General features: G+C 70.2%; 16 protein-coding genes and 1 riboswitch. Of the genes, 9 read left to right on the top strand and 7 right to left on the bottom strand.

What is annotated here, in order from left to right; translation table 11 throughout:
• Positions 1 to 27 precede the first annotated feature (27 nt).
• Positions 28 to 300 carry a pentapeptide MXKDX repeat protein gene (locus WS91_RS03725; RefSeq protein WP_038744791.1) on the bottom strand — a complete coding sequence of 91 codons (273 nt, stop codon included), beginning with the start codon at positions 298 to 300 and terminating at the stop codon, positions 28 to 30.
• A gap of 319 nt (positions 301 to 619) precedes the next feature.
• Positions 620 to 737: riboswitch (TPP riboswitch) on the top strand.
• A gap of 122 nt (positions 738 to 859) precedes the next feature.
• On the opposite strand from WS91_RS03725, the gene thiC reads away from it, so the two are divergent.
• The 4 genes from thiC (at position 860) to WS91_RS03745 (ending at position 4929) form a co-directional block, all read left to right on the top strand.
• Positions 860 to 2791, top strand: a complete 1932-nt coding sequence (gene thiC, locus WS91_RS03730; protein WP_038744790.1) for a phosphomethylpyrimidine synthase ThiC — start codon at positions 860 to 862, stop codon at positions 2789 to 2791.
• 216 nt (positions 2792 to 3007) lie between these two features.
• Complete coding sequence (locus tag WS91_RS03735; protein WP_059669761.1) at positions 3008 to 3220, top strand: hypothetical protein; 213 nt, start codon at positions 3008 to 3010, stop codon at positions 3218 to 3220.
• Between the two features lie 365 nt (positions 3221 to 3585).
• Positions 3586 to 3804 carry a hypothetical protein gene (locus tag WS91_RS03740; RefSeq protein ID WP_059575330.1) on the top strand — a complete coding sequence of 73 codons (219 nt, stop codon included), beginning with the start codon at positions 3586 to 3588 and terminating at the stop codon, positions 3802 to 3804.
• A gap of 192 nt (positions 3805 to 3996) precedes the next feature.
• Positions 3997 to 4929, top strand: coding sequence for a DMT family transporter (locus tag WS91_RS03745; protein ID WP_059575328.1), 933 nt, complete (start codon positions 3997 to 3999; stop codon positions 4927 to 4929).
• A 512-nt stretch (positions 4930 to 5441) separates the two neighbouring features.
• Here the strand turns inward: WS91_RS03745 and WS91_RS03750 are convergent.
• The gene (locus WS91_RS03750) at positions 5442 to 5789 is read right to left on the bottom strand and encodes a hypothetical protein (protein ID WP_059669762.1); all 348 of its coding nucleotides are present in this window, start codon (positions 5787 to 5789) and stop codon (positions 5442 to 5444) included.
• Positions 5790 to 6292: 503 nt separating this feature from the next.
• On the opposite strand from WS91_RS03750, the gene WS91_RS03755 reads away from it, so the two are divergent.
• A complete protein-coding gene (locus WS91_RS03755; protein WP_059575322.1) occupies positions 6293 to 7597 on the top strand; it encodes a sensor domain-containing phosphodiesterase in 1305 nt (434 codons plus the stop codon).
• Between the two features lie 230 nt (positions 7598 to 7827).
• On the opposite strand, the gene arfB is transcribed toward WS91_RS03755, so the two are convergent.
• From arfB to recC, 4 genes are read right to left on the bottom strand one after another with little or no spacing between them, the layout of a single operon-like run.
• Complete coding sequence (gene arfB, locus WS91_RS03760; protein ID WP_038744785.1) at positions 7828 to 8232, bottom strand: alternative ribosome rescue aminoacyl-tRNA hydrolase ArfB; 405 nt, start codon at positions 8230 to 8232, stop codon at positions 7828 to 7830.
• On the bottom strand, positions 8229 to 10880 hold the full coding sequence (locus WS91_RS03765) for an AAA family ATPase (RefSeq protein WP_059669763.1): 2652 nt from the start codon (positions 10878 to 10880) through the stop codon (positions 8229 to 8231). The genes arfB and WS91_RS03765 overlap by 4 nt, the downstream gene beginning before the upstream one ends.
• On the bottom strand, positions 10877 to 14695 hold the full coding sequence (gene recB, locus WS91_RS03770) for an exodeoxyribonuclease V subunit beta (RefSeq protein WP_059669764.1): 3819 nt from the start codon (positions 14693 to 14695) through the stop codon (positions 10877 to 10879). The genes WS91_RS03765 and recB overlap by 4 nt, the downstream gene beginning before the upstream one ends.
• Positions 14692 to 18042, bottom strand: a complete 3351-nt coding sequence (gene recC / locus WS91_RS03775; protein WP_059669765.1) for an exodeoxyribonuclease V subunit gamma — start codon at positions 18040 to 18042, stop codon at positions 14692 to 14694. The genes recB and recC overlap by 4 nt, the downstream gene beginning before the upstream one ends.
• Positions 18043 to 18064: 22 nt before the next feature.
• Between recC and WS91_RS35455 the strand changes: the two genes are divergently transcribed.
• The 4 genes from WS91_RS35455 (at position 18065) to WS91_RS03785 (ending at position 22270) form a co-directional block, all read left to right on the top strand.
• Positions 18065 to 18322, top strand: coding sequence for a hypothetical protein (locus WS91_RS35455; protein WP_156432278.1), 258 nt, complete (start codon positions 18065 to 18067; stop codon positions 18320 to 18322).
• A gap of 122 nt (positions 18323 to 18444) precedes the next feature.
• Entirely contained in the window at positions 18445 to 20721 is a 2277-nt protein-coding gene (locus tag WS91_RS03780) for an FUSC family protein (protein WP_059669766.1), read from the top strand.
• Positions 20718 to 20909, top strand: a complete 192-nt coding sequence (locus tag WS91_RS32000) for a rod shape-determining protein MreB (RefSeq protein ID WP_081989369.1) — start codon at positions 20718 to 20720, stop codon at positions 20907 to 20909. The genes WS91_RS03780 and WS91_RS32000 overlap by 4 nt, the downstream gene beginning before the upstream one ends.
• Positions 20906 to 22270: an amino acid permease gene (locus WS91_RS03785; RefSeq protein WP_059575315.1), complete on the top strand. Its 1365-nt coding sequence runs from the start codon at positions 20906 to 20908 to the stop codon at positions 22268 to 22270. The genes WS91_RS32000 and WS91_RS03785 overlap by 4 nt, the downstream gene beginning before the upstream one ends.
• A 122-nt stretch (positions 22271 to 22392) precedes the next feature.
• Here the strand turns inward: WS91_RS03785 and WS91_RS32005 are convergent, their stop codons facing one another.
• A complete protein-coding gene (locus tag WS91_RS32005) occupies positions 22393 to 22569 on the bottom strand; it encodes a hypothetical protein (RefSeq protein ID WP_038744779.1) in 177 nt (58 codons plus the stop codon).
• Between the last annotated feature and the right edge of the window lie 171 nt (positions 22570 to 22740).

Raw genomic sequence — 22740 nt, forward strand, 5'->3', positions numbered from 1 at the left:
GTTCAAGCGCGCGTTCGACGACGCCGCTCAGTTCGACATCGGGCTCATCTTGTCGGACGACATCGGCTTTTTCATCGCGTCCTTCGGCGTGTGGCCCTTCTTCATGCCGCCCTTCGCCATGTGATCTTGCTTCTTCATGCCCATCTCGTCCTTCGACATCGCGCCCTTCGACATCTCGCCCTTCGACATCGCATCCTTCGACATCGCATCTTTCGACATCGCGTCGTTCTGCGCATGGGCGAGCGGCGCGGCGAGCGCGAGACCGGCGACACAGGCGAAAGCAAACAGATTCCTTTTCATGGGATAGCTCCATCGTTATTGATTGAGGAGCCGAATAGTCGGGATGCGACGGCGAATATGACAACGGCCGCAAAATTTTTTTTCGGCACCGGCGCTTGCGCGGGCGACGGGCGCTCGCGCGGCGCACCATCGCGCCGCCGCGCACGCCGACCGGGGCCCCGCGCCCCAAGAAGCGGCGCCCGCGCGGCCCGGATGCCTGCGCGACGACCCGATCCGCACCCGCCGCGCCGCGCCGCAGCATGCGCGCCCGACCGCGCATTCGCGCGCAACCAATCTGTCCCCTGTTGAAACCTCGGCCGACCCGGTGTATCTTCTGCGCTTGCTAACGCGGGGGTCCTGCATTGCGCTCGGTCAAGCGATCGTGCGGCGCGGGTGAGAAATACCCTTTGAACCTGATCTGGGTAATGCCAGCGCAGGGAAGCGTCCGGGTTTCGCCGCCGTTCCACGTCAGAATCCCGTCGCGTCGCGAATCTCGTCTCCTGCTTAGCGCCCCACACCCGCTTTGCATGGGACCCGAGTCAGCGCTCAAGCGCCAGCTCGAGTCGACACAGGAGATCGCATGAACGCCAATCCCAAATTCCTGTCGGCCGACGCCCGCGTCGACGCCGCCGCCGTCGCCCCGCTGCCGAACTCGCGCAAGATCTACGTGACGGGCTCGCAGCCCGACATTCGCGTGCCGATGCGCGAGATCACGCAGTCGGACACGCCGACGAGCTTCGGCGGCGAACGGAATCCGCCGATCTACGTGTACGACACGTCGGGCCCGTACACGGACCCCGACGCGAAAATCGACATCCGCGCCGGCCTGCCCGCGCTGCGCCAGCGCTGGATCGACGCGCGCGGCGACACCGAGACGCTCGAGGGCCTCACGAGCGAGTACGGCCGCGAGCGCGCGGCCGATGCGGCGACGGCCGAGCTGCGCTTCCCCGACCTGCACCGCCATCCGCGCCGCGCGAAGGCGGGCAAGAACGTCACGCAGATGCACTATGCGCGTCAGGGCATCATCACGCCCGAGATGGAATTCATCGCGATCCGCGAGAACCAGCGCCGCGCCGAGTATCTCGAAAGCCTGAAGGCGAGCGGCCCGAACGGCGCGAAGCTCGCCGCGATGATGGGCCGCCAGCACGCGGGCCAGGCGTTCGGCGCCGCGGCCTTCGGCGCGAGCGCGCTTGCGCAGATCACGCCGGAGTTCGTGCGCGACGAAGTCGCGCGCGGCCGCGCGATCATCCCCGCGAACATCAATCACCCGGAAACCGAGCCGATGATCATCGGCCGCAACTTCCTCGTGAAGATCAACGCGAACATCGGCAACTCGGCCGTCACGTCGTCGATCGGCGAGGAAGTCGACAAGATGACGTGGGCGATCCGCTGGGGCGGCGACACGGTGATGGACCTGTCGACCGGCAAGCACATCCATGAAACGCGCGAGTGGATCATCCGCAACAGCCCGGTGCCGATCGGCACGGTGCCGATCTACCAGGCGCTCGAAAAGGTCAACGGCAAGGCCGAGGACCTGACCTGGGAAATCTTCCGCGACACGCTGATCGAGCAGGCCGAGCAAGGCGTCGACTACTTCACGATCCACGCGGGCGTGCGCCTGCAGTACGTGCCGCTCACCGCGAACCGGATGACGGGCATCGTGTCGCGCGGCGGATCGATCATGGCGAAGTGGTGCCTCGCGCATCACAAGGAAAGCTTCCTGTACGAGCATTTCGAAGAGATCTGCGAAATCATGAAGGCGTACGACGTGAGCTTCTCGCTCGGCGACGGCCTGCGCCCCGGCTCGATCTACGATGCGAACGACGAAGCGCAGCTCGGCGAGCTGAAGACGCTCGGCGAGCTCACGCAGATCGCGTGGAAGCACGACGTGCAGGTGATGATCGAAGGCCCCGGCCACGTGCCGATGCAGCTGATCAAGGAAAACATGGATCTGCAGCTCGACTGGTGCAAGGAAGCGCCGTTCTACACGCTCGGGCCGCTCACCACCGACATCGCGCCGGGCTACGACCACATCACGTCGGGCATCGGCGCGGCGATGATCGGCTGGTTCGGCACCGCGATGCTGTGCTACGTGACGCCGAAGGAGCACCTCGGCCTGCCGAACAAGGACGACGTGAAGGAAGGCATCATCACGTACAAGCTCGCCGCGCACGCGGCCGACCTCGCGAAAGGCCACCCGGGCGCGCAGGTGCGCGACAACGCGCTGTCGAAGGCGCGCTTCGAGTTCCGCTGGGAAGACCAGTTCAACATCGGTCTCGATCCGGACAAGGCGCGCGAATTCCACGACGAAACGCTGCCGAAGGATTCGGCGAAGGTCGCGCACTTCTGCTCGATGTGCGGCCCGCACTTCTGCTCGATGAAGATCACGCAGGACGTGCGCGAGTTCGCCGCGCAGCAGGGCATGTCGGAAAACGACGCGCTGAAGAAAGGCATGGAAGTGAAGGCCGTCGAGTTCGTGAAGAGCGGCTCGGAGATCTATCACCGGCAGTAATGCCGGCGTACGCTCCGCCGCGCCCCGAAAGCCCGCCTCGCGCGGGCTTTTTTGCGTCCGCGCAACGGCGCTTCGGGGGACGAAACAATTGATTACGAAAGCCGCGGCGCTCTAACAAGTCCTTACAGCGCATAACGGACCGCCCGCGTAGATTTTGAATGTGGGCTGCATCGAAGCATGCGTGCCCACGCGTCTCTTTCATCCGAGGAATGAACAATGAAATCGATTCGGCGTATTGGGGTATGCGCAATGCTCATCGCGGCAGCCGCCAGTCTGTCGGCTTGCGACACGATGACCCATCAGCAACGTAACGCAGCAATCGGCGCGGGCATCGGCGGCGGCGCCGGCGCGGCGATCGGCGGCAACGCCCTGTCGACGATCGGCGGCGCGGCCGCGGGCGGCCTGATCGGCAGCCAAGTCGGCAAGTAAGCCCGCGAATCGGGCGCACCGTGCAGACGGGCCGCGCCCTTGAATGCGGACGGCGTGCGCCGCCTTCGTCGCGGCGCGCACCGTCCGGCCGTTTCGCGCAGCCGGTTCACGCAACCGTTTCACCCGGCCGTTTTACCCGGTCGTTGCCCGCTCGTTGCCCGCTCGTTGCCCGCTCGTTGCCCGCTCGTTGCCCGCTCGTTGCCCGGTCGCGCCGCATAGCGTCGCGAGCATGGCGATGCACGCGACGCCCGCGCCGCGCCCGCGGCGGAAATGATCCGTTACCGTTTCACACAGCGTTTCACACGAGAGCGGTCTAAGCTCGCAAGCATCGAATCCTGCCCCGCACGCACGACTGCGGAACCATCATGAACAAGACACTTGTCGCCGCCGCGCTCGCGAGCGTCGCGCTCGCCGGCTGCTATTACCCGTACGGCTACTACCCGGCGGGCGGCTATTACGCGGCGCCGGTGGAAACCGCGCCCGTGTACGTCGCGCCCGCGTATCCGTCGTACTACTATCCAGCGCCGTCCCTGTCGCTGAACTTCGGCTACTGGGGCGGCGGCCGCGGCTGGCACCGCCACTGACCCCGCGCCGCGCGCGAACTTCCCGCGCGCGGCGCGACGGCCCCGCTTTCGCATCCGCCGCACGTCGTCGATGCGCGGCCCGGGCGTTCGTTCTCGAATCTTGCTGTTTCATCTCAGCCTGAAACATCGCGTAACAGCGCGGTGTAAGATGCTTGGCCAGCCCTCCGTCGACAGCCAAGTGCCCGATCCTCGATGAACCTCAAGAACGCCTTCCTGCTGATCGTCCTCGCCGCGCTCTGGGGCGCGTCGTTCCTCTTCATTCGCGTCGGCGTCACCGAATTCGGCGTCGCGCCGCTGATGGCGCTGCGCGTCGGCATCGGCGCGCTCTTTCTCGTCGCGCTGATGCTCGCGCGCCATTCGCCGCGCGAGCTGGCCACGCTGCTGCGCAAGCACGCATGGCCGCTCTTCGTCGTCGGGCTGCTCAACTCCGCCGCACCGTTCTGCCTGTTCGCGTTCGCCGAGCTGACGCTGTCGGCGGGCGTGACGTCGGTCATCAACGCGACGACGCCGCTCTGGGGCGCGCTCGTCGCGTATCTGTGGCTCAAGGATTCGCTGTCGCTGCCGCGCGCGCTCGGCCTCGTAGTCGGCTTCGCGGGCGTGCTGACGCTCGTCTGGGATCAGGTGTTCTCGCCGCACGGCGCGAATCCGGGCTCGCCCGCGACGGCCGCGCTCGCCGCCGCCGCCGCGCTCGGCGCGACGTTGCTGTACGGAATCGCCGCGAACTTCACGAAGCGCAAGCTCACGGGCGTCGATCCGCTCGTCAACGCGACGGGCAGCATGATCGGCGCGACGATCCTGCTTCTGCCGTTCGCGCTCGCGACGTGGCCCGCCGCGCCCGTCTCCGCGCACGCGTGGGGATCGGTGCTCGCGCTCGGCATCGCGTGCACGGGCATCGCGTACTTCATCTTCTTCTACCTGATCGCGCACATCGGGCCGGCCCGCGCGATCACCGTCACGTTCGTGATCCCGGTGTTCGGCATTCTGTGGGGCGCGCTCTTCCTCGGCGAACACGTGTCGCTCGCGATGCTCGAAGGCTGCGCGATCGTGCTGCTCGGCACCGCGCTCGCGACTGGTGTGATCAAGCGGATTCCCGGCGTTCGGACTCGGCGGAACGAGGCGGCCTGACGGTCGTGCGGGAACCGGGCGGCACGCCGCATCGCGTCGCGTCGCGTCGTCGGCGGATGGCGCGGAGGTCGTTCGCGAAGCTCGAAGACCGGTCGAGCACGCTGCTCGGCGCTGTGCTCGCGATCGGCGTGATCGAGCGGGTTCCCGGCGTTCAGGTTCGACGAAACGGGGTGGCGTGCCGCGTCGTCAGTGGATGGCGCGGAGGTCGTTCGCGAAACTTGAAGGCCGGTCGAGCACGCTACTCGGCGCTGCGCTCGCGATCGGCGTGATCGAGCAGGTTCCCGGCGTTCAGGTTCGACGAAACGGCGTGGCGTGCCGCGTCGTCAGTGGATGGCGCGGAGGTCGTTCGCGAAACTTGAAGGCCGGTCGAGCACGCTACTCGGCGCTGCGCTCGCGATCGGCGTGATCGAGAGCGTTCCCGGCGTTCAGGCTCGACGAAACGGGGTGGCGTGCCGCGTCGTCAGTGGATGGCGCGGAGGTCGTTCGCGAAACTTGAAGGCCGGTCGAGCACGCTACTCGGCGCTGCGCTCGCGATCGGCGTGATCGAGCAGGTTCCCGGCGTTCAGGTTCGACGAAACGGCGTGGCCTGACAGTCGAACGAAAGTCGGATGCCGCGCGGCAACGCCGGCCGGCGTTGCGCCGTTGCGCCGTTGCGCCGTTGCGCCGTTGCGGCGGTACGGCGGTACGGCGGTACGGCCGGGCGTGCAACGCGACACAGCGCGTGCGGCGGGCCGGACGGCCGGCGAGTCGCGGATGTCGTCCGCGCGCGACGATCCCTCATGTTTCAGACGCCATGGTTCGCCCGACAAGCGAATGATCGGGCGCTGCAGCCCGGCACCGGTAGCAAACGCGCGCTGCAAGCAGTGAATGCGCCGACCCGCGGCGCACGCGCAACCGTTTGTCCGCCGGCCGACGGCGCGCGGCCCGATCCGCAGTGCGCGGCCGACGTGCGTCCGGCGTCGCCCGTCTGAACCGACTGGTGAGTCGGATTCGCCTCGATCGGCGCGCAGCCTCGCCCGTCGCCACGGAAAATCCGCGAATACCCTCGTTCCGGCGACGCCGCACGGATGTCGGAATCCCCCGCCCCGCCGGCCTCCGCCGGCTCGCCGCCGCTTCGTGCGCGCGCCTCGTCGGCCGCCGCGAGCCGGCGCTCGCCCGGCCCGCGACGCGACATTGCGACGCCGGGTTAAGCGTATCCCCGATGCGCAAGACCCACCGACATTCGTTACACTCGATTCAATTCCCCGCCGGACAGCAGAAATGACGCGTATCGTCTTTCGCCGCGTGGCCTTCCCCAGCGCTCGCGCGCACGTCCGCCGCGCGATGCGCGCCGTTTTCCGCTCATAGCGGCGAAGCTGACAACATGCCGAAAACGCAGGGGCTCTCACTCGAAAGCCTGCTCTCGCAGCTCGCCCGCTGCGACGATGGCTGGTGCGCGCAATATCACGATGTCGCCCTTGCAAGCGCCTTTCAGCCGGTGATTTCGATCACGCACAAGCGCGTCGTCGGCTACGAGGCGCTCGTGCGCGCGACCGACGCGAACGGCGCGCCGATCTCGCCCGACACGCTGTTCGCGCGCGCGCAGGCGCGCGGCGAGACGATGCTGCTCGACCGGATGACACGTTGCCTGCATGCCGCGAACTTCGCCGCGCAGGATACGGGCACGTGCTGGCTGTTCCTGAACGTGCTGCCGCAGATGTTCGACGCCGGCGTCGCGCCGCGCGAATTCATCGAGGCGCTCTGCGCGCACTTCAAGCTGCCGCCGACGCGCGTGGTGCTCGAGGTGATCGAGCAGCCGTCGCGCAACGAGGCCGCGCTCGCCTGCACGCTCGACATGATCCAGCACGGCGACTTCCTGATCGCGATCGACGATTTCGGCACCGGCTTCTCGAACTTCGATCGCATCTGGCAAATGAAGCCCGACATCGTGAAGCTCGACCGCTCGATTCTCGAGCGATCGCTCGCGGCAAGCGACGCGCACCGGATCGTCCATCATCTCGTCACGATGCTGCACCATGCGGGCACGATGGTGCTCGCGGAAGGCGTCGAGAACGAAGACGCGCTGCAGATCCTGATGGACGCCGACGTCGATTTCGTCCAGGGCTTCTGCTTCGGCCAGCCGGATCAGTCGATCGAGCGCGCGCGCAGCGACGCGCCGGCGCGCATCGAGGCCGCGTGGAAGCGTTTCGCCGAGCGCGCGAAGGAGCGGCGCAGCGACGCCGTGCACCCCGGCTTCGACACGATCGAGCGGATCGTGCTCACAGGCGCCGCCGACTATACGCAGACCCGCAATTTGCGCGGCACCGCGCAGCGGCTGCTCACGAATTCGATCGTGCGGCGCGTGTTCATCGTGGAGGCGAACGGCGAGCAGATCGAGCCGTCCGTCACGGCCGAGACGCCGGATGCGCCGGACGCGACGACGCGCCGGCTCGCGCCGCTGCTGCCGGACTTGCACAGCAACTGGTCGCGGCGCGCGTACTTCCAGCGCGCGATCGCGGTGCCCGGACGCGTCGCGCTGATGGGGCCGCACTTCTCGCTGACGGACGGCCGCGACTGCTACACGGCTGCCGTCGCGATCCATCTCGAAACGACGCTGAAGGTGTTCTGCGTCGACTTCGATTTCTCGTCGTCGGGCGAGGACGAGGGCTACGGCGAGGGCGAGGGCTAGGGCTGGGGCGAGGGCCAGGCACGGCGACACGGTCGCGCATCGCGTTCGGCGCACGGGACGAGGGTCTTCGGGATGCACGGGATGCACGCGCCGCCGCTCGAGGCATGCGGCGACATCGGCGAAACGGCGGTTGCGCGAATTTGCCCGCCGCCATCGCGCCGAGCATGACCGCTAACGGCCGGCGCATGCCGACCGCAAACGGCGCACCGCACCCGGAAGGCCGAACGCGTTCATTCGATGACCCTGCCGCGCCCGGACTTCACCTCGCCGCGCCGGCTCTTCTCCGCAAGCCGGCGTTCCTTCGACGCGCGCGTCGGCCGCGTCGCGACCCGCTTGCGCGGCGCGACGCCCGCGCCGCGGACGAGCGTGTCGAGCCGCGCGAGCGCGGCCGCGCGGTTCTTTTCCTGCGTGCGGTACTCCTGCGCCTTGATGACGACGACGCCCTCGCGCGTGATCCGCTGATCGGAACGCGCAAGCAGCCGCGCCTTCACTTCATCGGGCAGCGACGATGCGCGAATGTCGAAGCGCAGGTGAATCGCGCTCGACACCTTGTTGACGTTCTGCCCGCCCGCGCCTTGCGCGCGCACCGCGCTCAGCTCGACTTCGTCCGGCGAGAATGCGTAATGCAGCGTCATCGCGCCGCCTCCTGTCGGGCACGCAGCGCGTCGGCGATCCGCGCGGCGAGGCCGGAGTCGCGCGCCGTACGCGTCGCGATCGCGAGCGCGAGCACGGCGCGCGAGCCGATCACCTGCACGCGCGAACGCGCGCGCGTGATCGCCGTATAGACGAGCTCGCGCGACAGCACACGGTTGAACGACGCCGGGAGAATCAGCGCCGCGTCGTCGAACTCCGAGCCCTGAGATTTGTGGACGGTCAGCGCGAACGCCGTGTCGTGCGGCGGCAGCGCGGCGGGCGACACCGCGCGCGCGCGGCCGTCCGCGCCGCGGAACCAGACGCGCAGCGCACCGCGCGCGTCGGGCAGCGCGATGCCGATGTCGCCGTTGAACAGCCCGAGCGCGTAATCATTGCGCGTCACCATCACGGGCCGCCCCGCGAACCAGTGCGCGCCGATCGCGAGCGGCACGCGCACCGCGCGGCGCACCTCGGCCGCGATGAGCGCGTTGACCTCGTCCGCGCCGCGCCCGCCCCTGCGCGTCGCGCAAAGCACGCGAAAGCGGTTGAGCACGTCGAAGAGCGGCGGCGGATCGGGCTCGGCCGTCGCGAGCGCGTCGCGCAGCGCGGCCGCGTAGCCGGCGAACCCCTGCGCGAGCCGCTCGATCGTCGCGGCCGACAGCGTCGCGCCGCCATCGTCGAAAAAGCGCGCGGCCGCGTCGTCTTCCGTCGACAGCGCATCGAGCGCGTCCTGCACCGCGCCGCTGCGAATCGCCAGCGACAGTCTGCCGATCGGCGAGTCGAGGCCGAAACGATAATTGCGTTCGAGCCAGACGACGCAGTCGGTCAACGGCGCGACGGCGGGCAGCGCCGACGATGCGGGCCCGGCGGGCATCGTCGATATCGCTTCTTCCGGTTCGGCGTCAGGCTTGACGCTCGCGGCCGTCAGTCGACCGGCACGCGTGCGCTCGCCTGCATCGGCGGCCGCTGCGGTTCGCCGCGCATCGGATGCGGTATTCGTCGATGCGGGTTCGGGCGCCGGAAAATCCGCGTCGTCGAGCCACGCGAGTTCGCCCGCGTCGATCCACGCGGCCGGCTCGCCAAAGGATGCGCCCCACGGCAAGCCGTCGGGGAATCCTTCCTCGGCCTTCGCCTGCGCGCCCTTTGCGTGCTCGACGCGATGAACGCGTTGCGGGCCCGACGGCGAGTGCGACTGCGGCGTGTTGCGCCGATTTCGCGGATCGTCGACGAATGCGGATGCACCGCCGCCCGGCTGATCGGTGCCCGGCGTGTCGCCGCCCGGCACGTCTTCGTCGTCGAATGCGAACAGCGATCCCTGCGCGTCGTCGACGGCCTGTTTGGTTCCGCGCATGCCGCCGCGCCGGCCCGCGCGTGGCGACGCCGCGCTCGGCGCGGATACCGAAACGGCTTTGGCCGACGCAGCGGCGGCCGCCGCTCGCGCAGCCCGAGCGGCGTCGCCAGCCGACGCGAAAGCCGTTGCGTCCGCATCGACCGAAGCCGCGCGCGTATCGGCGCCCGTTTCCGCGTGCGTCGTCCCGGCCGCGCCGCGAGCGAACCCGTCCGGCAGCGCCGCCGCGAACTCGGCCTCGCCGATGCCGAGCGCGCGCGCGATCGCCGCACACGCCGTCGCGCTGAACGCGGGCTGCGCGCTCAGCTCCGCGAACACCGCGCCCGCCTCGACGGCCGCGAGCTGATCCTTGTCACCGAGCAGCACGAGGCGCGTGTTCGGCGCGAGCGCGTCGAGCAAGTGCGCGGCGAGCGCGACGTCGATCATCGACGCCTCGTCGACGACGACGAGATCGTACGGCAACGGGTTGTCGCGGTGATGCGCGAAGCGCCCGTTCGGGCCGCCGCCCAGCAGCCGGTGCAACGTATAGGACGTCTGCGGCAGGCGCGTCGCGAGCTCGGCCGGCAGGCTGCCGGCGCGCGCGTGCAGCGCCTCCTGCATCCGCTGCGCCGCCTTGCCGGTCGGTGCGGCGAGCGCGATTCGCAAGTCCGGATGCGCATCGAGCAGGCATGCGATCACGCCGACGACGGTCGTCGTCTTGCCGGTGCCCGGCCCGCCGCTCACGATCGTCACGCGGCCCGTGAGCGCGACGAGCGCCGCGACGCGCTGCCAGTCGACGCCCCGCTCCTTCTGCGGCCCGAAATAGCGGGCGAGCCGCTCGCCGAGCGCATCGGGCGCATCGGATGCGAGCCCGCCGGCGCCGCCCGACGATGCGTCGCCGGCAAGACGGCTGCGCGCGACGAGCGCGCTCGCAAGGCGCGTCTCGTATTCGAAGTAGCGCGCGAGATAGAGGCGCGCGTCGCGATCGACGACGAGCGGACACTCGCCGCCGCGCGCGATCGCGTCGAACGCGGTCACGCCGCTCGCGGCGAGCGCGTCGCGCACGTCGTCGAACGGCTCGTCGTAGCGCTGCGCGAGCGCGCGCAACGACACGCACACGTGCCCCGCCGCCGTCGCGCGGCTCGCGGCGAACGCCGCGCGCGCCGCCCAGCGCGCCGCCGCCGCGGGCGCGCCCAGGCGGCGCGACAGCATCCCGATGCGGCGCGCGAAGCCCTCGGCGAGCGCGAGCCCGAAATCGGCCGGCTCGGGCAAGCGGTCGGCGAGGCCGCCCGTCCATGCGAAGCGATCGTCGACCGTGGTCATGCAGCCCCCTCGCGCATCAGCGCGTCGAGCGCCTCCACCAGCGCGCGCGCCGGCCGGCGCACATGCACGCCGGCCGGCGCGCCGCCGCTGCGCCAGTCGGGCCGCACGCCGCGCACGAACAGGTACAGGTAGCCGGCGATGTGCGTGTCGTAGTCGTAATCGCGCACGCACACGCGCAAATAGCGATGCAGCGCGACCGTATAGAGCAGCGCCTGCAGGTGATACGCGTGGTGCGCCATTGCGGCGTCGAGCGCGCGCGCACCGTACGCGTCGGGCGTCGTGCCGAGATGGTTCGATTTCCAGTCGACGATCCAGAAGCGGCCGTCGTGCTCCACGATCATGTCGATGAATCCCTTGACGAATCCGGCGAGCGTGCCCGCTTCGAGCGCGACGTCCGGATAGCCGTGTGCGGCGAGCAATCGCCGCAACGCGTTGAAATCGAGCGCGGGCGCCGGGAACAGGAACTCCATTTCCGTCAGGCGCCGCGCCGGATCGAGCGCCGCCAGGCGCATGCCCGGCACGAGCTCGGCGGCGGCGAGATCGGCGACGAGCCGCGTCATCATCGCGGGCAGCCGCTCGGCGAGCGCGAGCTCGGCTTCGACCGGACGCTCGTGCAGCGCGCGCAGCGCGGCCGCCGGCCATGTCGACGCGTCGGAAAAATCGCTCAGCTCGAAAAGCCGGTGCAGGCATTCGCCCGCCGCCGCGCCGCGCGGAAACGCGAGGATGTCGTCTTCCGCGGGCTCGGGTGCGACCGCGGCCGCCGCTCGCGCGACGGCATCGGGCGCGCCCGCGTCGACCGCCGCATCGGGCGCGTCGGCGAGCGCGTCGTGATCGGGCCGCATCTCTTCGTCGGCGACGCTCGCGACGCCGCTTTCCTCGCGCGCGATCGCCGACGTCAGCGAGCTGAAGCTCGCGATCCGCCATGCGTCTCTCAGCCCGCGCGTCGCGCGCCGCGCCGCTTGCGTCGCGCTCGCGTCGTGCCCGGCCGCGAGCGGCTCGCGATGCGCGGGCACGGGCAGCGGGCCGAGCGTCACCGGACCGCTCGCGAGCGCCTGCCAGCGCTCAGCGAGCTCCGCGTCTTCGGGCGGCTCCTTCAGCCACGCATCGAAATCGCGTCCCGCGCCCGCGACGAGCCAGTTCAGCACGCTGCGCCGCGCCTCCTTCGTCGAACGCGACGATACATAGGTGCCCGCGACCAGATAGCACCGATAGACGGCGCGCGTGAGCGCGACGTAGACGAGCCGCGCGCGTTCCGCCGCCTGCTCGCGGATCGCCTCGCGCGACGCGCGCTCGGCCGCCTCGTCGTCGCAACCGTAATGCAGCACCGCGCCGCCCGCTTCGTCGTGATACTCGCGCGCGTCCGGCAAGCCCGAGCCGCCGGGCTCGCGCAGCCCGCCGTCGTTCAGGAAAGGGCAGAACACGATCGCGTATTCGAGCCCCTTCGACTTGTGCACGGTGACGATCTGCACGAGGTTGCGATCGGATTCGAGCCGCAGTTGCGCGTCGTCTCCGCCGCCTTCGAGGCGCTGCGCGGCGAGCCAGCGCAGTGTCGGCGCGATGCCCGGCTGCGCGGACGCGCGCGCCTGCGTGAGCTCGGCCAGATGATTGATGTCGGTCACGCGCCGCTCGCCGTCGGGGCCCGCCATCAGGCGCTCGGCGATCCGCAGCTCGTTGGCGAGCGTGCGCCACATCACCGCGAAGCCGCGCTCGCGCCACAGCAGCCGGTAGCGCGAGAAGCGCTCGACCCAGCCCATCGCGTCGGCGTCCGCCGAAGGCTTCGCGGATGCGCCCGCCGATGCGCGCGCGCGGCCGTCGCTTTGTCGTGCGTCACCCGCCTTCGCGTCGCGCTCGGCCCCTTCGGCATCGCCCTGCGCCGCATCGCCCTGCTCGAGGCGCCAGAGCGCCGCCGCGTCGAGCCCGAACCAGTCGGACGCGAGCGCCGAGCGCAGGCGCCGCAAGTCGCCGGGCGCGTCGATCGCGGCGAGCACGCGTTCGAGCTGCTCGGCGTCGATCGTCGCGAACACCGACGCCTGCGCGAGCTCGACGCTGCCGATGCCCCACGCGGCCAGCACGCGCTTCACGAGGCTGCCCTGCTTGTGGGTCTGCACGAGCACCGCGATATCGGACGCCGCGAGCGGCTCGCCGCCGAGCGTCGCCTCGCGCGCGCGCGCGCCGCGCATCAATCGCGCGATCTCCGCCGCGCACGCATGCGCGGCGTGCCGCTGCGCGTCGCGCTTCGTCAGCGCGTCGTCGCCAGCGGGCAGCGTCCACACGCGGAAATCGCCCGCGCCCGCGAGCGGATCGGTCGCGTCGGCGAGCGGCGCGCGCACGCGCGAGCCGGCGCGCACCGGCTCGTAATCGAGCCCGTCGAGCACGAACGCACGCGGGTTCGCGCTGAACACGCGGTTGCACGCGTCGACGATCGCGGGCGTCGAGCGCTGGTTCACCGCGAGCGTGTAGCGTGCGGATGCCCGTGCGCGCGCGGCGAGATACGTATGCAGGTCCGCCGCGCGGAAGCTGTAGATCGCCTGCTTCGGATCGCCGACGAGAAAGAGCGGGCCGACGGGCGCGAAGATCGTGTCGAAGATCGCGAACTGCAGCGGATCGGTATCCTGAAACTCGTCGATGAGCGCGGCCGGATAGCGCGCGCGCAGCGTCTCGCGCAACCACGGATGCGCTTCGAGCGCGCGATACAGGTTCGTGAGCAGATCGTCGAACGACACGACGCGGCGCGTGCGCTTGCGCTGCGCGAGCTCGGCGGGCGCCGTGTCGAGCCATTGCGCGACGAGCGCCAGCCAGCGCCCGCGCTGCGCGGCCTCGACCGCCGCGACGGCCGCCTCGAGCGCCTGCGCGACGTCGAAGAACGCGTGGCGCGGCGTCGCGCCGCCCTTCTTCGTCGCCTTCTCGAGCGCGGTCTGCGTGAGCTTGAGCGCCGCGCGCGGCAATGCGGCCACCGCGCTCGCCTGCTCGAAATAGCGCGCCCACGCGTCGAGCGCCTCGGCCACCGCTTCCGGCTTGTGCGAGCGCTGGTTCAGCGACGGCTGCGCGTCGGCGAGCAGCGCGTCGAGCGCGCCGCGTTCGTCGCGCCAGATGCCCGCCGCCGTGTCGAAGTGCGCGCGCGCGGCGGCGGGCGCGTCGTCGTCGGCCGTGTGCAAGCCGTCCCAGCGCAGCTCGGCGAGCGGCTTCTTCAGCCGCCGCGCGAGCTGCGCGTCGAGCGCCGCGGGCCCCGCGCCGTATTCGACGAGCCATTCGGCGAACGCCGGATGCGCGGCCGCGACCGGCTCGACACGCGTGCGCCAGAAGTCGGCGGCAAGCTCGAAGCGCAGCGCGCCGTCGTCCGCCTCCATCTCGAACGCGAACGGCATCGCCGCCGCGAACGGCGCTTCCTGCAGCGCGCGCTGGCAGAACGCGTGGATCGTGTGGATCGCCGCCTGATCGAACGCGCGCAGCGCACGACGCACGCGCTTGGCGGCCGTCTGCGGATCGAGGCCGCATTCGGGCGATAGCGTCGTCTCGAACAGGCGCGCGACGAACGGATCGCCGCCGTCGTCGCCGGTGTCGAGCGCATGCGCGAGCTGCGCGAGGCGAGCGCGAATCCGCTCGTGCAGCTCGGCCGTCGCCGCCTTCGTGAAGGTGACGACGAGAATCTCGTCCGCGCCGAGATCCTTTTCGAGCAACAGGCGCACGTACAGCGCGCAAATGTTCCACGTCTTGCCGGTGCCCGCGGACGCCTCGATCTGGTTCACGCCGTCGAGCCGGCACGCGAAGACGTCGAGCTCGCGCGGCAACGCGGCGGCCGGTGCGGCGCGGCTCATGACGCCCTCCGCAGATGCTCGACGAGCGGATCGAACACGAGGTGCGCGAGCGCGCCGAACGGCTCGTCGAGCGACGGATTCGCGCCGCGCCATGCGAGCGCGAGCGCCGCGTCGTCGGCCTCGCCCGCGACGCGATCGTTGATCCATACGCCCGCCGCCTTCGATTCGCTTTCCGACACGAGCGCCCAGGCGCTTCTCGGAAAAAACGCGAGCGGCATCCGGCGGCCCGCGCGGAACAGCGCGGCGAGCGGCGCGAGCCGATCGAGCGGCGCGGCGACGGGCGCGAATTCGAACGTATCGCCGCTGCCGAACCACAGCGTGCGGCGCGGCCCGTCGGGATCGATCGTGCAGTAGACGAGATGCGCGAGCCACGCGGACAGATAGTCGCGCGCGCCCGGCCGCGCATAGCGGTAGATCACCTGCCCCGCCGGCGTGAGCCGCGCGAGCGCGCCGTGCAGCCGCAGCGGCTCGCGCGTCGCGGAGGGCGCGAGCTCCGCATCGTGTGCGCCGAACCACGGCGCATCGCCCGCCGCGGGCCACACGGGCGCGATCTCGAACGCGAACGGCACCCGCGTCGCGCCGTCGGCGAGCGCGCGTCGCACGTTGCCCGCGAGCTGCGCGAGCGCGTCGAGCTCGTGGTCGCGCCGCACCGCGCCCGTCGCGCCGCCCGGCACCTCGGGGCTCGCGTCGGCGACGCGCAGCGCGTGCTCGAACGCCGCCGCGTCGGCCGTCTCGACCAGAAGCGGCAGCACGCGTTCGGCGAGCGCGTCGCTGCCCGCGTAATCGAGCTCGAACGGCTCGATATCGACGAGCTCCGCCTGCGCGTCCGCGAGCACGATGCCGAGCCGCGCGCGCAGCAGCGAGCGCGCCGGATGGCGCCAGAAGCGCTCGAAATCGGCGAATGCGACGGGCTCCGCGGGCTCGGCCGGCAGCGGCGCCGAGAAAAACGGCCGCGCCGCGGCCTGCGCGCCTTCGGCAAGCAGGCGCGCGAGCGTCGCGCGCGACGCGTCGTACGTGAACAGCGCGCCGCCCGGCGCGAAGTATTCGGCCGAGAACGGCTGCAGCGGATGCTCGATCACGTAGGCGCGGCGAGCATCTTCGATCGCATCGGGCGATGCGTCCGGGCCGGCGGACACGGTCGCCAGATGGTCGAGCAGCTCGTCGACGAGCGCCGCGGGCGGCAGCGGCGCATTGTCGCGAATGCTGCGGCCCGTGTACGCGATCAGCAGACGGTCGCGCGCGGCGAGCAGCAGATCGAGGAACAGGTTGCGTTCGTCGTCGCGGCGCTGCCGATCGCCGAGCTTCGCGAACACGGCCATCAAGTCGAATTCGTCCGCGCGCGTGAGGCTCGGCAGCACGCCGTCGTCCATCCCGATCAGGCACACGACGCGATACGGCAGCCCGCGCAGGCTCGTGAGCGACGAGAACGTGACGCCGCCCCACGGCACGCCGCCGCGCGCCGGATCGTCGAGCGCGGCGGCAAGGCCCGCGCGCACGACGGCGGCCGGCATTTCGACGTCGCCCGCCCCTTCCGCCATCGCGGCGAGCATCGCATCGAGCGCATCGCGCACGCCGGACAACGCATCGGCGAACGCCGGGCCCGAATCGAAGAAGCGCGCGAGCGCATCGGCGAACGCGTCGCCCCAGCCTTGCGGCGTCAGATCGGCGGCGATCCGCTTCGCGAAACCGTCGAGGTCGTCGGTGAAGCGCGCGAGCCGGCCGAGCAGCTCGGCCTCGCCGCCTTCCGCGCCGGAGATCGGCAGCCACGCGGCAACGGGCGCCGCGCCGTCGGGCATCGCGTAGCCGAGGAAGAGCCGCGTGAGCGCATCGGCGAACGTGTGGCGCGGCGCGGGCACGGCGGCGTCCGCGCCCGCCTGTTGCGCCGCGTCGGGCGCGAGCCCGCGCCGCGCGCCCGACGCGGCGAGCCATGTCTGCACGGTCTCGAGCGCCGCCGCGTCGATGCCGTAGCGCGCGGCGATCGCATCCACGCGCAGCCATTCGACCAGCTCCGGCGCGCCGACGTTGCGCTCGGGCAGCGCCAGCCAATCGAGCAGCACGCGCGCGACGGGATTCGCCTGCGACGGCGGCAAGCCGGTGATCCGATACGGGATGCGCGCGGCGTCCGAGCCCGACGAGGTGCCGAACGCCGCGTCGACGAGCGGCCCCGCCGCCGCGAGATCCGGCATCGCGACGAGCACCTCCGACGGCGCGAGGCTCGGGTCCGCGTCGAACCACGCAAGCAGCCGATCGTGCACCACCTCAAGCTGGCGCGCGAGGCTGTGGCACACGTGCACTTCGATGCCGCGCTCGGCGGGGCGCGCGCCGAGCGCGTCCTCCGGCTGCAGGTCGAGGATCGCGTTCTGCACGCGCGCGAGCCACGTCGGCGCGGGATTCTCCGCGTAGCGCGACGCGTCGCTCGCCGCCGCGCTCTCGGTCAGCTCGTGCAGCATGTGCAGTTGCGCCTGCGTCTGCCGCCCCCATTCGGCGAGGAGCGGATGGCCGACTTCCTGATAGTCGAGCTGCCCGGCCGCGTCGAGCGACTCGGCGCGCGCGGCGGTGACGATGTCGAACCAGAATTCGCGGCACGGATTGAGCGCGTAGATGCGCACGTCGATCCAGCGCGACAACTCGCGCAACAGCGCGACGTGCAGCGGCGGCATCGTCGGCAGCGCGAACACGCTGACCGACTCGGGCCACTTCGCTCGGGCCTGCGCGATCACGTCGGAACCGAGCGCGCCGACGTCGCGCAAGAACCGGTGCGCGGGCGGCATCCCGCTGTCGGACAGCTCGGCGAGAAGCGCGCGCCAGAGCGCCGCCTGCCACCCCTCGTCGTCGCGCGCGGCCTCGCCGCCGTGACGCGGCGCGCCTTCGAGCGCGAAGATCGATTCGCCGTCCTGCCATTGCGCGAGCCACTCCGGACGATACGTCAGATAGTGGTCGAACACGGTCGCGACCCGGTGCGCGAGCTCGTGGCGCATCGGCGCGTCGGCCGCGGCCAGATAGGCGGCAAGCCGCGGCGACGCGCGCCAGGGCTGCGCGCCGTCGCCGGACAGCAGCCGGTAGCAGCGCCACACGAGGCGATCGGGCGCGAACGGAGAATGCACGGGAACCGTCAGCACTTCGCCGATCTGCGCCCACAGCCATTGCGCGAGATAGCTGAAGCGGAGGTTCGCGCACACGCCGTGGCGCTTCGCGATGTCGAGCTCGAGCCGCCGGCGCAGCGCCGCGCTCGGCACGATCACCTGCTGCGCGGCCCACGGCCCCGCGCCGTCCGACGCGACGGCGAGATCGTCGAGCAGCGCGTCGGCAAGCGTCTCGTGGCGGTTCGAGTAGAAGAGATGGAGCATGAAACGGAGCAAAGGACGCCGGATGGACGGCCGGCCAGTCGAGGAGCCAAGGATAGCAAAGCGCGAAGCGCGCGAGAACCTGGCCGATCGGCCGATCCTCGCTTTGATCCAGCTTCGATCGCGCTTCGATCCCGCTTCGATCCGCGCCTCGATCCCGCGCCGTTGCCGCATCGGCAAGCGCGACGCGCGCGGCCCGGCCGAATCCCGGCCCGTGCCCGCGCGCCGTCGCGGCCCGACGCGCCGGCGACGCGCCGAACCTGCAGCCCGCCCGGCGGTCTGAGCCCGAACGCGCGAACATCAGGCGCCCCGCCCCGAAACGCGGCTTTCGCGACGCGGAAATACGATAGACTCGTCGCCAACCAGAACACCCCGACGCCCCGTCGCCAGCTCACTCGCCCATCGATGCGCTATTCGGTCGAAATCAGAAAGTTTTTCTACAGCCAGTATTTCTTCGGCGGCCTACGGATCGCGCTCGGCGTCTCGCTGCCCGCGGTGCTGAGCCTCATCGTGCTGCACGACCGCGACCTCGGCTTCACGATCGCGACGGGCGCGCTCGGCGCATGCGTCGTCGACATGCCGGGCCCGCTCAAGTACAAGCACAACGAAATGCTCGCGTGCAGCGTGATCGGCTTCTTCTCCGCGCTCGCCACGGGGCTCGCGACGCCGAACATCTTCGCGCTGTGGCTCACGATCGTGCCGCTCACGTTCATGCTGTCGCTCATCGTCGTCTACGGCAACCGCTGGCCGCAGATCAGCTTCGCGACGCTGTTCATGATGGTGATGACGCTGGAGGAAAAGTTCACGCCGCTGCAGGCGCTCGTCAACGCGTCGTGGATTCTCGCGGGCGGGCTCTGGTACACGTACTGGGCGACGCTCGTGTCGCGCTGGCAGGCGCGCCGCATCGAGCAGCAGGCGCTCGCCGAGAGCCTCTTCGCATGCGCGTCGTACCTGCTCGCGCGCGCGGATTTCTACGATCTCGACGCCGACCTGGACGAGTGCTACCGCAATCTCGTCGCCAAGCAGATCACCGCGGTCGAGACGCAGGAAACCGCGCGCGACATCGTGCTGCGCAACCTGCCGAAGCTGCGCCGCGGCAAGCTCGATCCGGGCCGCACGATGATGTTCAACCTGTTCATCAACAGCGTCGACCTGCACGAGATGTTCGTCGGCGCGCACACCGATTACCCGCTCGTGCGCAGCACCTTCGGCGGCTCGGATCTGATGATCTTCTACCGCGACCTGATCCGCAAGGCGGCCGCCGATCTGGAAGAGATCGGCTTCGCGGTGCTCGAGAACCGGCTGCCGCATTCGCGGATCAGCGTGAAGGCCGAGCTGCGCGCGATCGAATACGAGATCGAGCTGATGCGCAAGAAGCAGTTCGCGGCGACCAACCCGGAAGCGTACGCGGCCGTGCTCGCGACCTTCCGCCGAATCTGGAGCGCGACGCGCCTGATCGACAAGATGCGCCGCAACCTGTCGGGCAGCGCCGACGCGCAGCGCACCGAGCTGAAGATCGACAAGGCGCTCACGCGCTTCCTGCAGAAGCGCCGGATGTCGCCGCTGCTCATCTTCTCGAACCTGAACATGGGCTCGCCGAGCTTCCGGCATGCGCTGCGCGTGACGATCGCGGTCGCGGTCGGCTTCTGGCTCGGGCGGCTCCTGCCGCTCACGAACGCATACTGGATCGTGATGACGAGCATCATCATCCTGAAGCCGGGCTACTCGCTGACGAAGCAGCGCAACGTGCAGCGTATCGTCGGCACGCTGATCGGCTGCACGGCGAGTCTCGCGCTCATCTACACGGTCCACGAGCCGCACGTGCTGATCGCGTTCATGTTCGCGTCGATGGTGATGAGCTACAGCCTGCTGCTCTTCAACTACGCGGCGAGCGTCGTGTTCACGTCGTCGTACGTGCTGCTCCTCTTCCACCTGCTCGCGCCCGGCAACATGCGGATCATCGGCGAGCGCGCGATCGACACCGTCGTCGGCTGCATGATCGCGATCGCCGCGAGCCGGCTGTTCCCGTACTGGGAATACCGCGCGATCGGCAAGCTCGTCGCCGACACGCTCACGACCACCCGCAAGTACTTCGAAGCGACGTGGCGCGCGGGCCGCGGCAAGACGGCGGCCGCCGTGCCCGCGGCCGACGGCGCGGCGGCCGTGCCAGCGGTCGCGGCCGTCGTCGATGCCGCGGCGCCCGGCCTCGACGGCGACTACCCGTACCGGCTCGCGCGCAAGAACGTGCACATCGCGTTCGCGAACCTCGGCCAGGCGTTCCAGCGGATGATGCTCGAGCCGAAGGCGCACCAGAGGTTCGTGCCGGAGCTGAACGACCTGCTCGTGCAGACCCACGTGCTCGGCGCGCAGATCACCGCGGCCGCGCCGCTGCTGCGCCACGCGTGCGAGCAAGGCAACCCGCCCGCGCTCGAGCGCGGGATGGCCGCCGTGCGCGAGCATCTCGAGCAGGCGGAGGCCGGCGCGCCGCCGCCGTCGAACCAGGCCGAGACGAGCAAGCAGTTGGCGCGCGAGCTCGATTCGATGGTCGTCGACGCCGAGCGCTCGGACGCGAGCGCGGATCTCGCGCACGACCTGAAGGTGCTCGCGCATCAGTGCAAGCAGATGCTCGCGTCGTCGCTGCTGATCCGCAAAGACGCGAGCGTGATCCGCCTGCCCGAGTGAGTCGCCCGCGTCCCCCTTTCCCCTGCACCGTTTCGCGCCGCGCACGCACTCAGGGATTCCCTGACTACTGCGCACGCGCGCCGATTGGTATGATCTTTCCCGCGCCAAGTTGTCTATACAACTTCACGGGCGCGAGCGCCGGGCCGCTTCGTCCGGCCGACGACACCAATCATTCGGAGACACGATGAAGAACTTGCAGCGCCATCTGAGCGCGCGGCACATCCGCTTTCTCGCGCTCGGCTCGGCGATCGGCACGGGCCTCTTCTACGGCTCGGCGTCCGCGATCCAGCTGGCGGGCCCCGCCGTCATCCTCGCGTACATCCTCGGCGGCGCGGCCGTCTACATGGTGATGCGCGCGCTCGGCGAAATGGCCGTGCGCGAGCCCGTGCCCGGCTCGTTCGGCCACTACGCGACCGAGAACCTCGGGCCGTTCGCGGGCTTCGTCACCGGCTGGACCTACACGCTCGAGATGGTGATCGTCGCGATCGCCGACATCACCGCGTTCGGCATCTACATGGGCTTCTGGTTTCCGGACGTCCCGCAGTGGATCTGGGTGCTCGCGATCGTCGCGATCATCTGCGGGCTCAATCTGTGCCACGTGAAGGTGTTCGGCGAGCTGGAATTCTGGCTGTCGATCATCAAGGTGGGCGCGATCGTCGCGATGATCGGCGGCGGCGCCGCCATCCTCTTCACCGGGATGAAGCTCGGCAGCGGCGGCGCGCCGTCGGTCGCGAACCTGTGGTCGCACGGCGGCTTCCTGCCCAACGGCATGGGCGGGCTCGTCGCGTCGCTGTCGGTGGTGATCTTCGCGTACGGCGGCATCGAGGTGATCGGGATGAGCGCCGGCGAGGCGAAGGAGCCCGAGCGCGTGATTCCGCGCGCGATCAACGCCGTGCCGGTGCGCATCCTGCTCTTCTACGTGCTGACGATGGTCGTGCTGATGTCTATCTTCCCGTGGACGGGCGTCGGCTCGAGCGGCAGCCCGTTCGTGCAGATCTTCTCGGCGCTCGGCGTGCGCTCCGCGGCCGAGATCCTGAACCTCGTCGTGATCAGCGCGGCGATTTCCGCGATCAACAGCGACATCTTCGGCGCGGGCCGGATGATGTTCGGGATGGCGCTGCAGGGCCAGGCGCCGCGCGCGCTCGCGGCGACGTCCGCGCGCGGCGTGCCGTGGGTCACGGTGCTCGTGATGGCGGGCGCCCTCCTCGTCGGCGTCGTGCTCAATTACCTGATGCCGAAGGACGTGTTCCTGATGGTCGCCGCGATCGCGACGTTCGCGACGGTCTGGGTCTGGCTGATGATCCTGCTGTCGCAGGTCGCGATGCGCCGCCGGCTCAGCGCGGCCGAGACCGCCGCGCTCAAGTTCAAGGTGCCGTTCTGGCCGCTCGGCCCGGCGCTCACGATCGCGTTCATGGCGTTCGTGATCGCGATGCTCGGCTATTTCGACGACACGCGCGTCGCGCTCTTCGTCGGCGGCGCGTGGCTCGCGATCCTCGCGCTCGTGTTCTACACGCGCATCCGGCCGCGGCTCGCCGCCGTCGCGCGCTGACGCGACATCCGAACGCCGGCGCGCGGCCGAACGCCGGCGCGCGGCGTGCGCCCGCCGGCGCTCAGACGCTCAGACGCTCAAGCGCACGCAGGCGCGGGCGCGCCGCCTCCGCCCGCCGGCGCTCAGCCGTGCGCGGACGCCGCGCTCGGCGCCGACGACGTTTGCGGATGCGCTTCGTCGTATTCGCGTTTCTGCGAAATCGCGTTGTACAGGACCGTGCCGATCACGAGCCCGATGACCACGACGATCAGGATCGCCACGCCGAAAACCGGATTCTTCTTGCTGCGCGGGTCGTTCATCGCCTGCTGCGCTCCGTCAAAAAATCGTCAAGCCGGCATTCTACGCGCAACCGCGTGCGCATCGCGGCCGGCCGCGCGCCGTCCGATTCGTCAGTTTTTTGCAAACGGCTCGCATTTGTGAATCATTCCCGTTTCGCATTACAATCAAAATCTTTCAATTTGTAATGTTTG

Origin of the sequence: Burkholderia sp. MSMB1498, assembly GCF_001526245.1 — a bacterium.
In the GTDB taxonomy this organism is placed as follows: Bacteria; Pseudomonadota; Gammaproteobacteria; order Burkholderiales; family Burkholderiaceae; genus Burkholderia; species Burkholderia savannae.

Excerpts from the sequence above, each read along its gene's own strand:
- WS91_RS35455 (WP_156432278.1), top strand. The coding sequence starts at position 18,065 with ATGGACGGCCGGCCAGTCGAGGAGCCAAGGATAGCAAAGCGCGAAGCG.
- WS91_RS03755 (WP_059575322.1), top strand. The coding sequence starts at position 6,293 with ATGCCGAAAACGCAGGGGCTCTCACTCGAAAGCCTGCTCTCGCAGCTC.
- recB (WP_059669764.1), bottom strand. The coding sequence starts at position 14,695 with ATGAGCCGCGCCGCACCGGCCGCCGCGTTGCCGCGCGAGCTCGACGTC.
- WS91_RS03740 (WP_059575330.1), top strand. The coding sequence starts at position 3,586 with ATGAACAAGACACTTGTCGCCGCCGCGCTCGCGAGCGTCGCGCTCGCC.
- thiC (WP_038744790.1), top strand. The coding sequence starts at position 860 with ATGAACGCCAATCCCAAATTCCTGTCGGCCGACGCCCGCGTCGACGCC.
- WS91_RS03735 (WP_059669761.1), top strand. The coding sequence starts at position 3,008 with ATGAAATCGATTCGGCGTATTGGGGTATGCGCAATGCTCATCGCGGCA.
- arfB (WP_038744785.1), bottom strand. The coding sequence starts at position 8,232 with ATGACGCTGCATTACGCATTCTCGCCGGACGAAGTCGAGCTGAGCGCG.
- WS91_RS03785 (WP_059575315.1), top strand. The coding sequence starts at position 20,906 with ATGAAGAACTTGCAGCGCCATCTGAGCGCGCGGCACATCCGCTTTCTC.
- WS91_RS03765 (WP_059669763.1), bottom strand. The coding sequence starts at position 10,880 with ATGACCACGGTCGACGATCGCTTCGCATGGACGGGCGGCCTCGCCGAC.
- recC (WP_059669765.1), bottom strand. The coding sequence starts at position 18,042 with ATGCTCCATCTCTTCTACTCGAACCGCCACGAGACGCTTGCCGACGCG.
- WS91_RS03745 (WP_059575328.1), top strand. The coding sequence starts at position 3,997 with ATGAACCTCAAGAACGCCTTCCTGCTGATCGTCCTCGCCGCGCTCTGG.
- WS91_RS03725 (WP_038744791.1), bottom strand. The coding sequence starts at position 300 with ATGAAAAGGAATCTGTTTGCTTTCGCCTGTGTCGCCGGTCTCGCGCTC.
- WS91_RS03780 (WP_059669766.1), top strand. The coding sequence starts at position 18,445 with ATGCGCTATTCGGTCGAAATCAGAAAGTTTTTCTACAGCCAGTATTTC.
- WS91_RS32005 (WP_038744779.1), bottom strand. The coding sequence starts at position 22,569 with ATGAACGACCCGCGCAGCAAGAAGAATCCGGTTTTCGGCGTGGCGATC.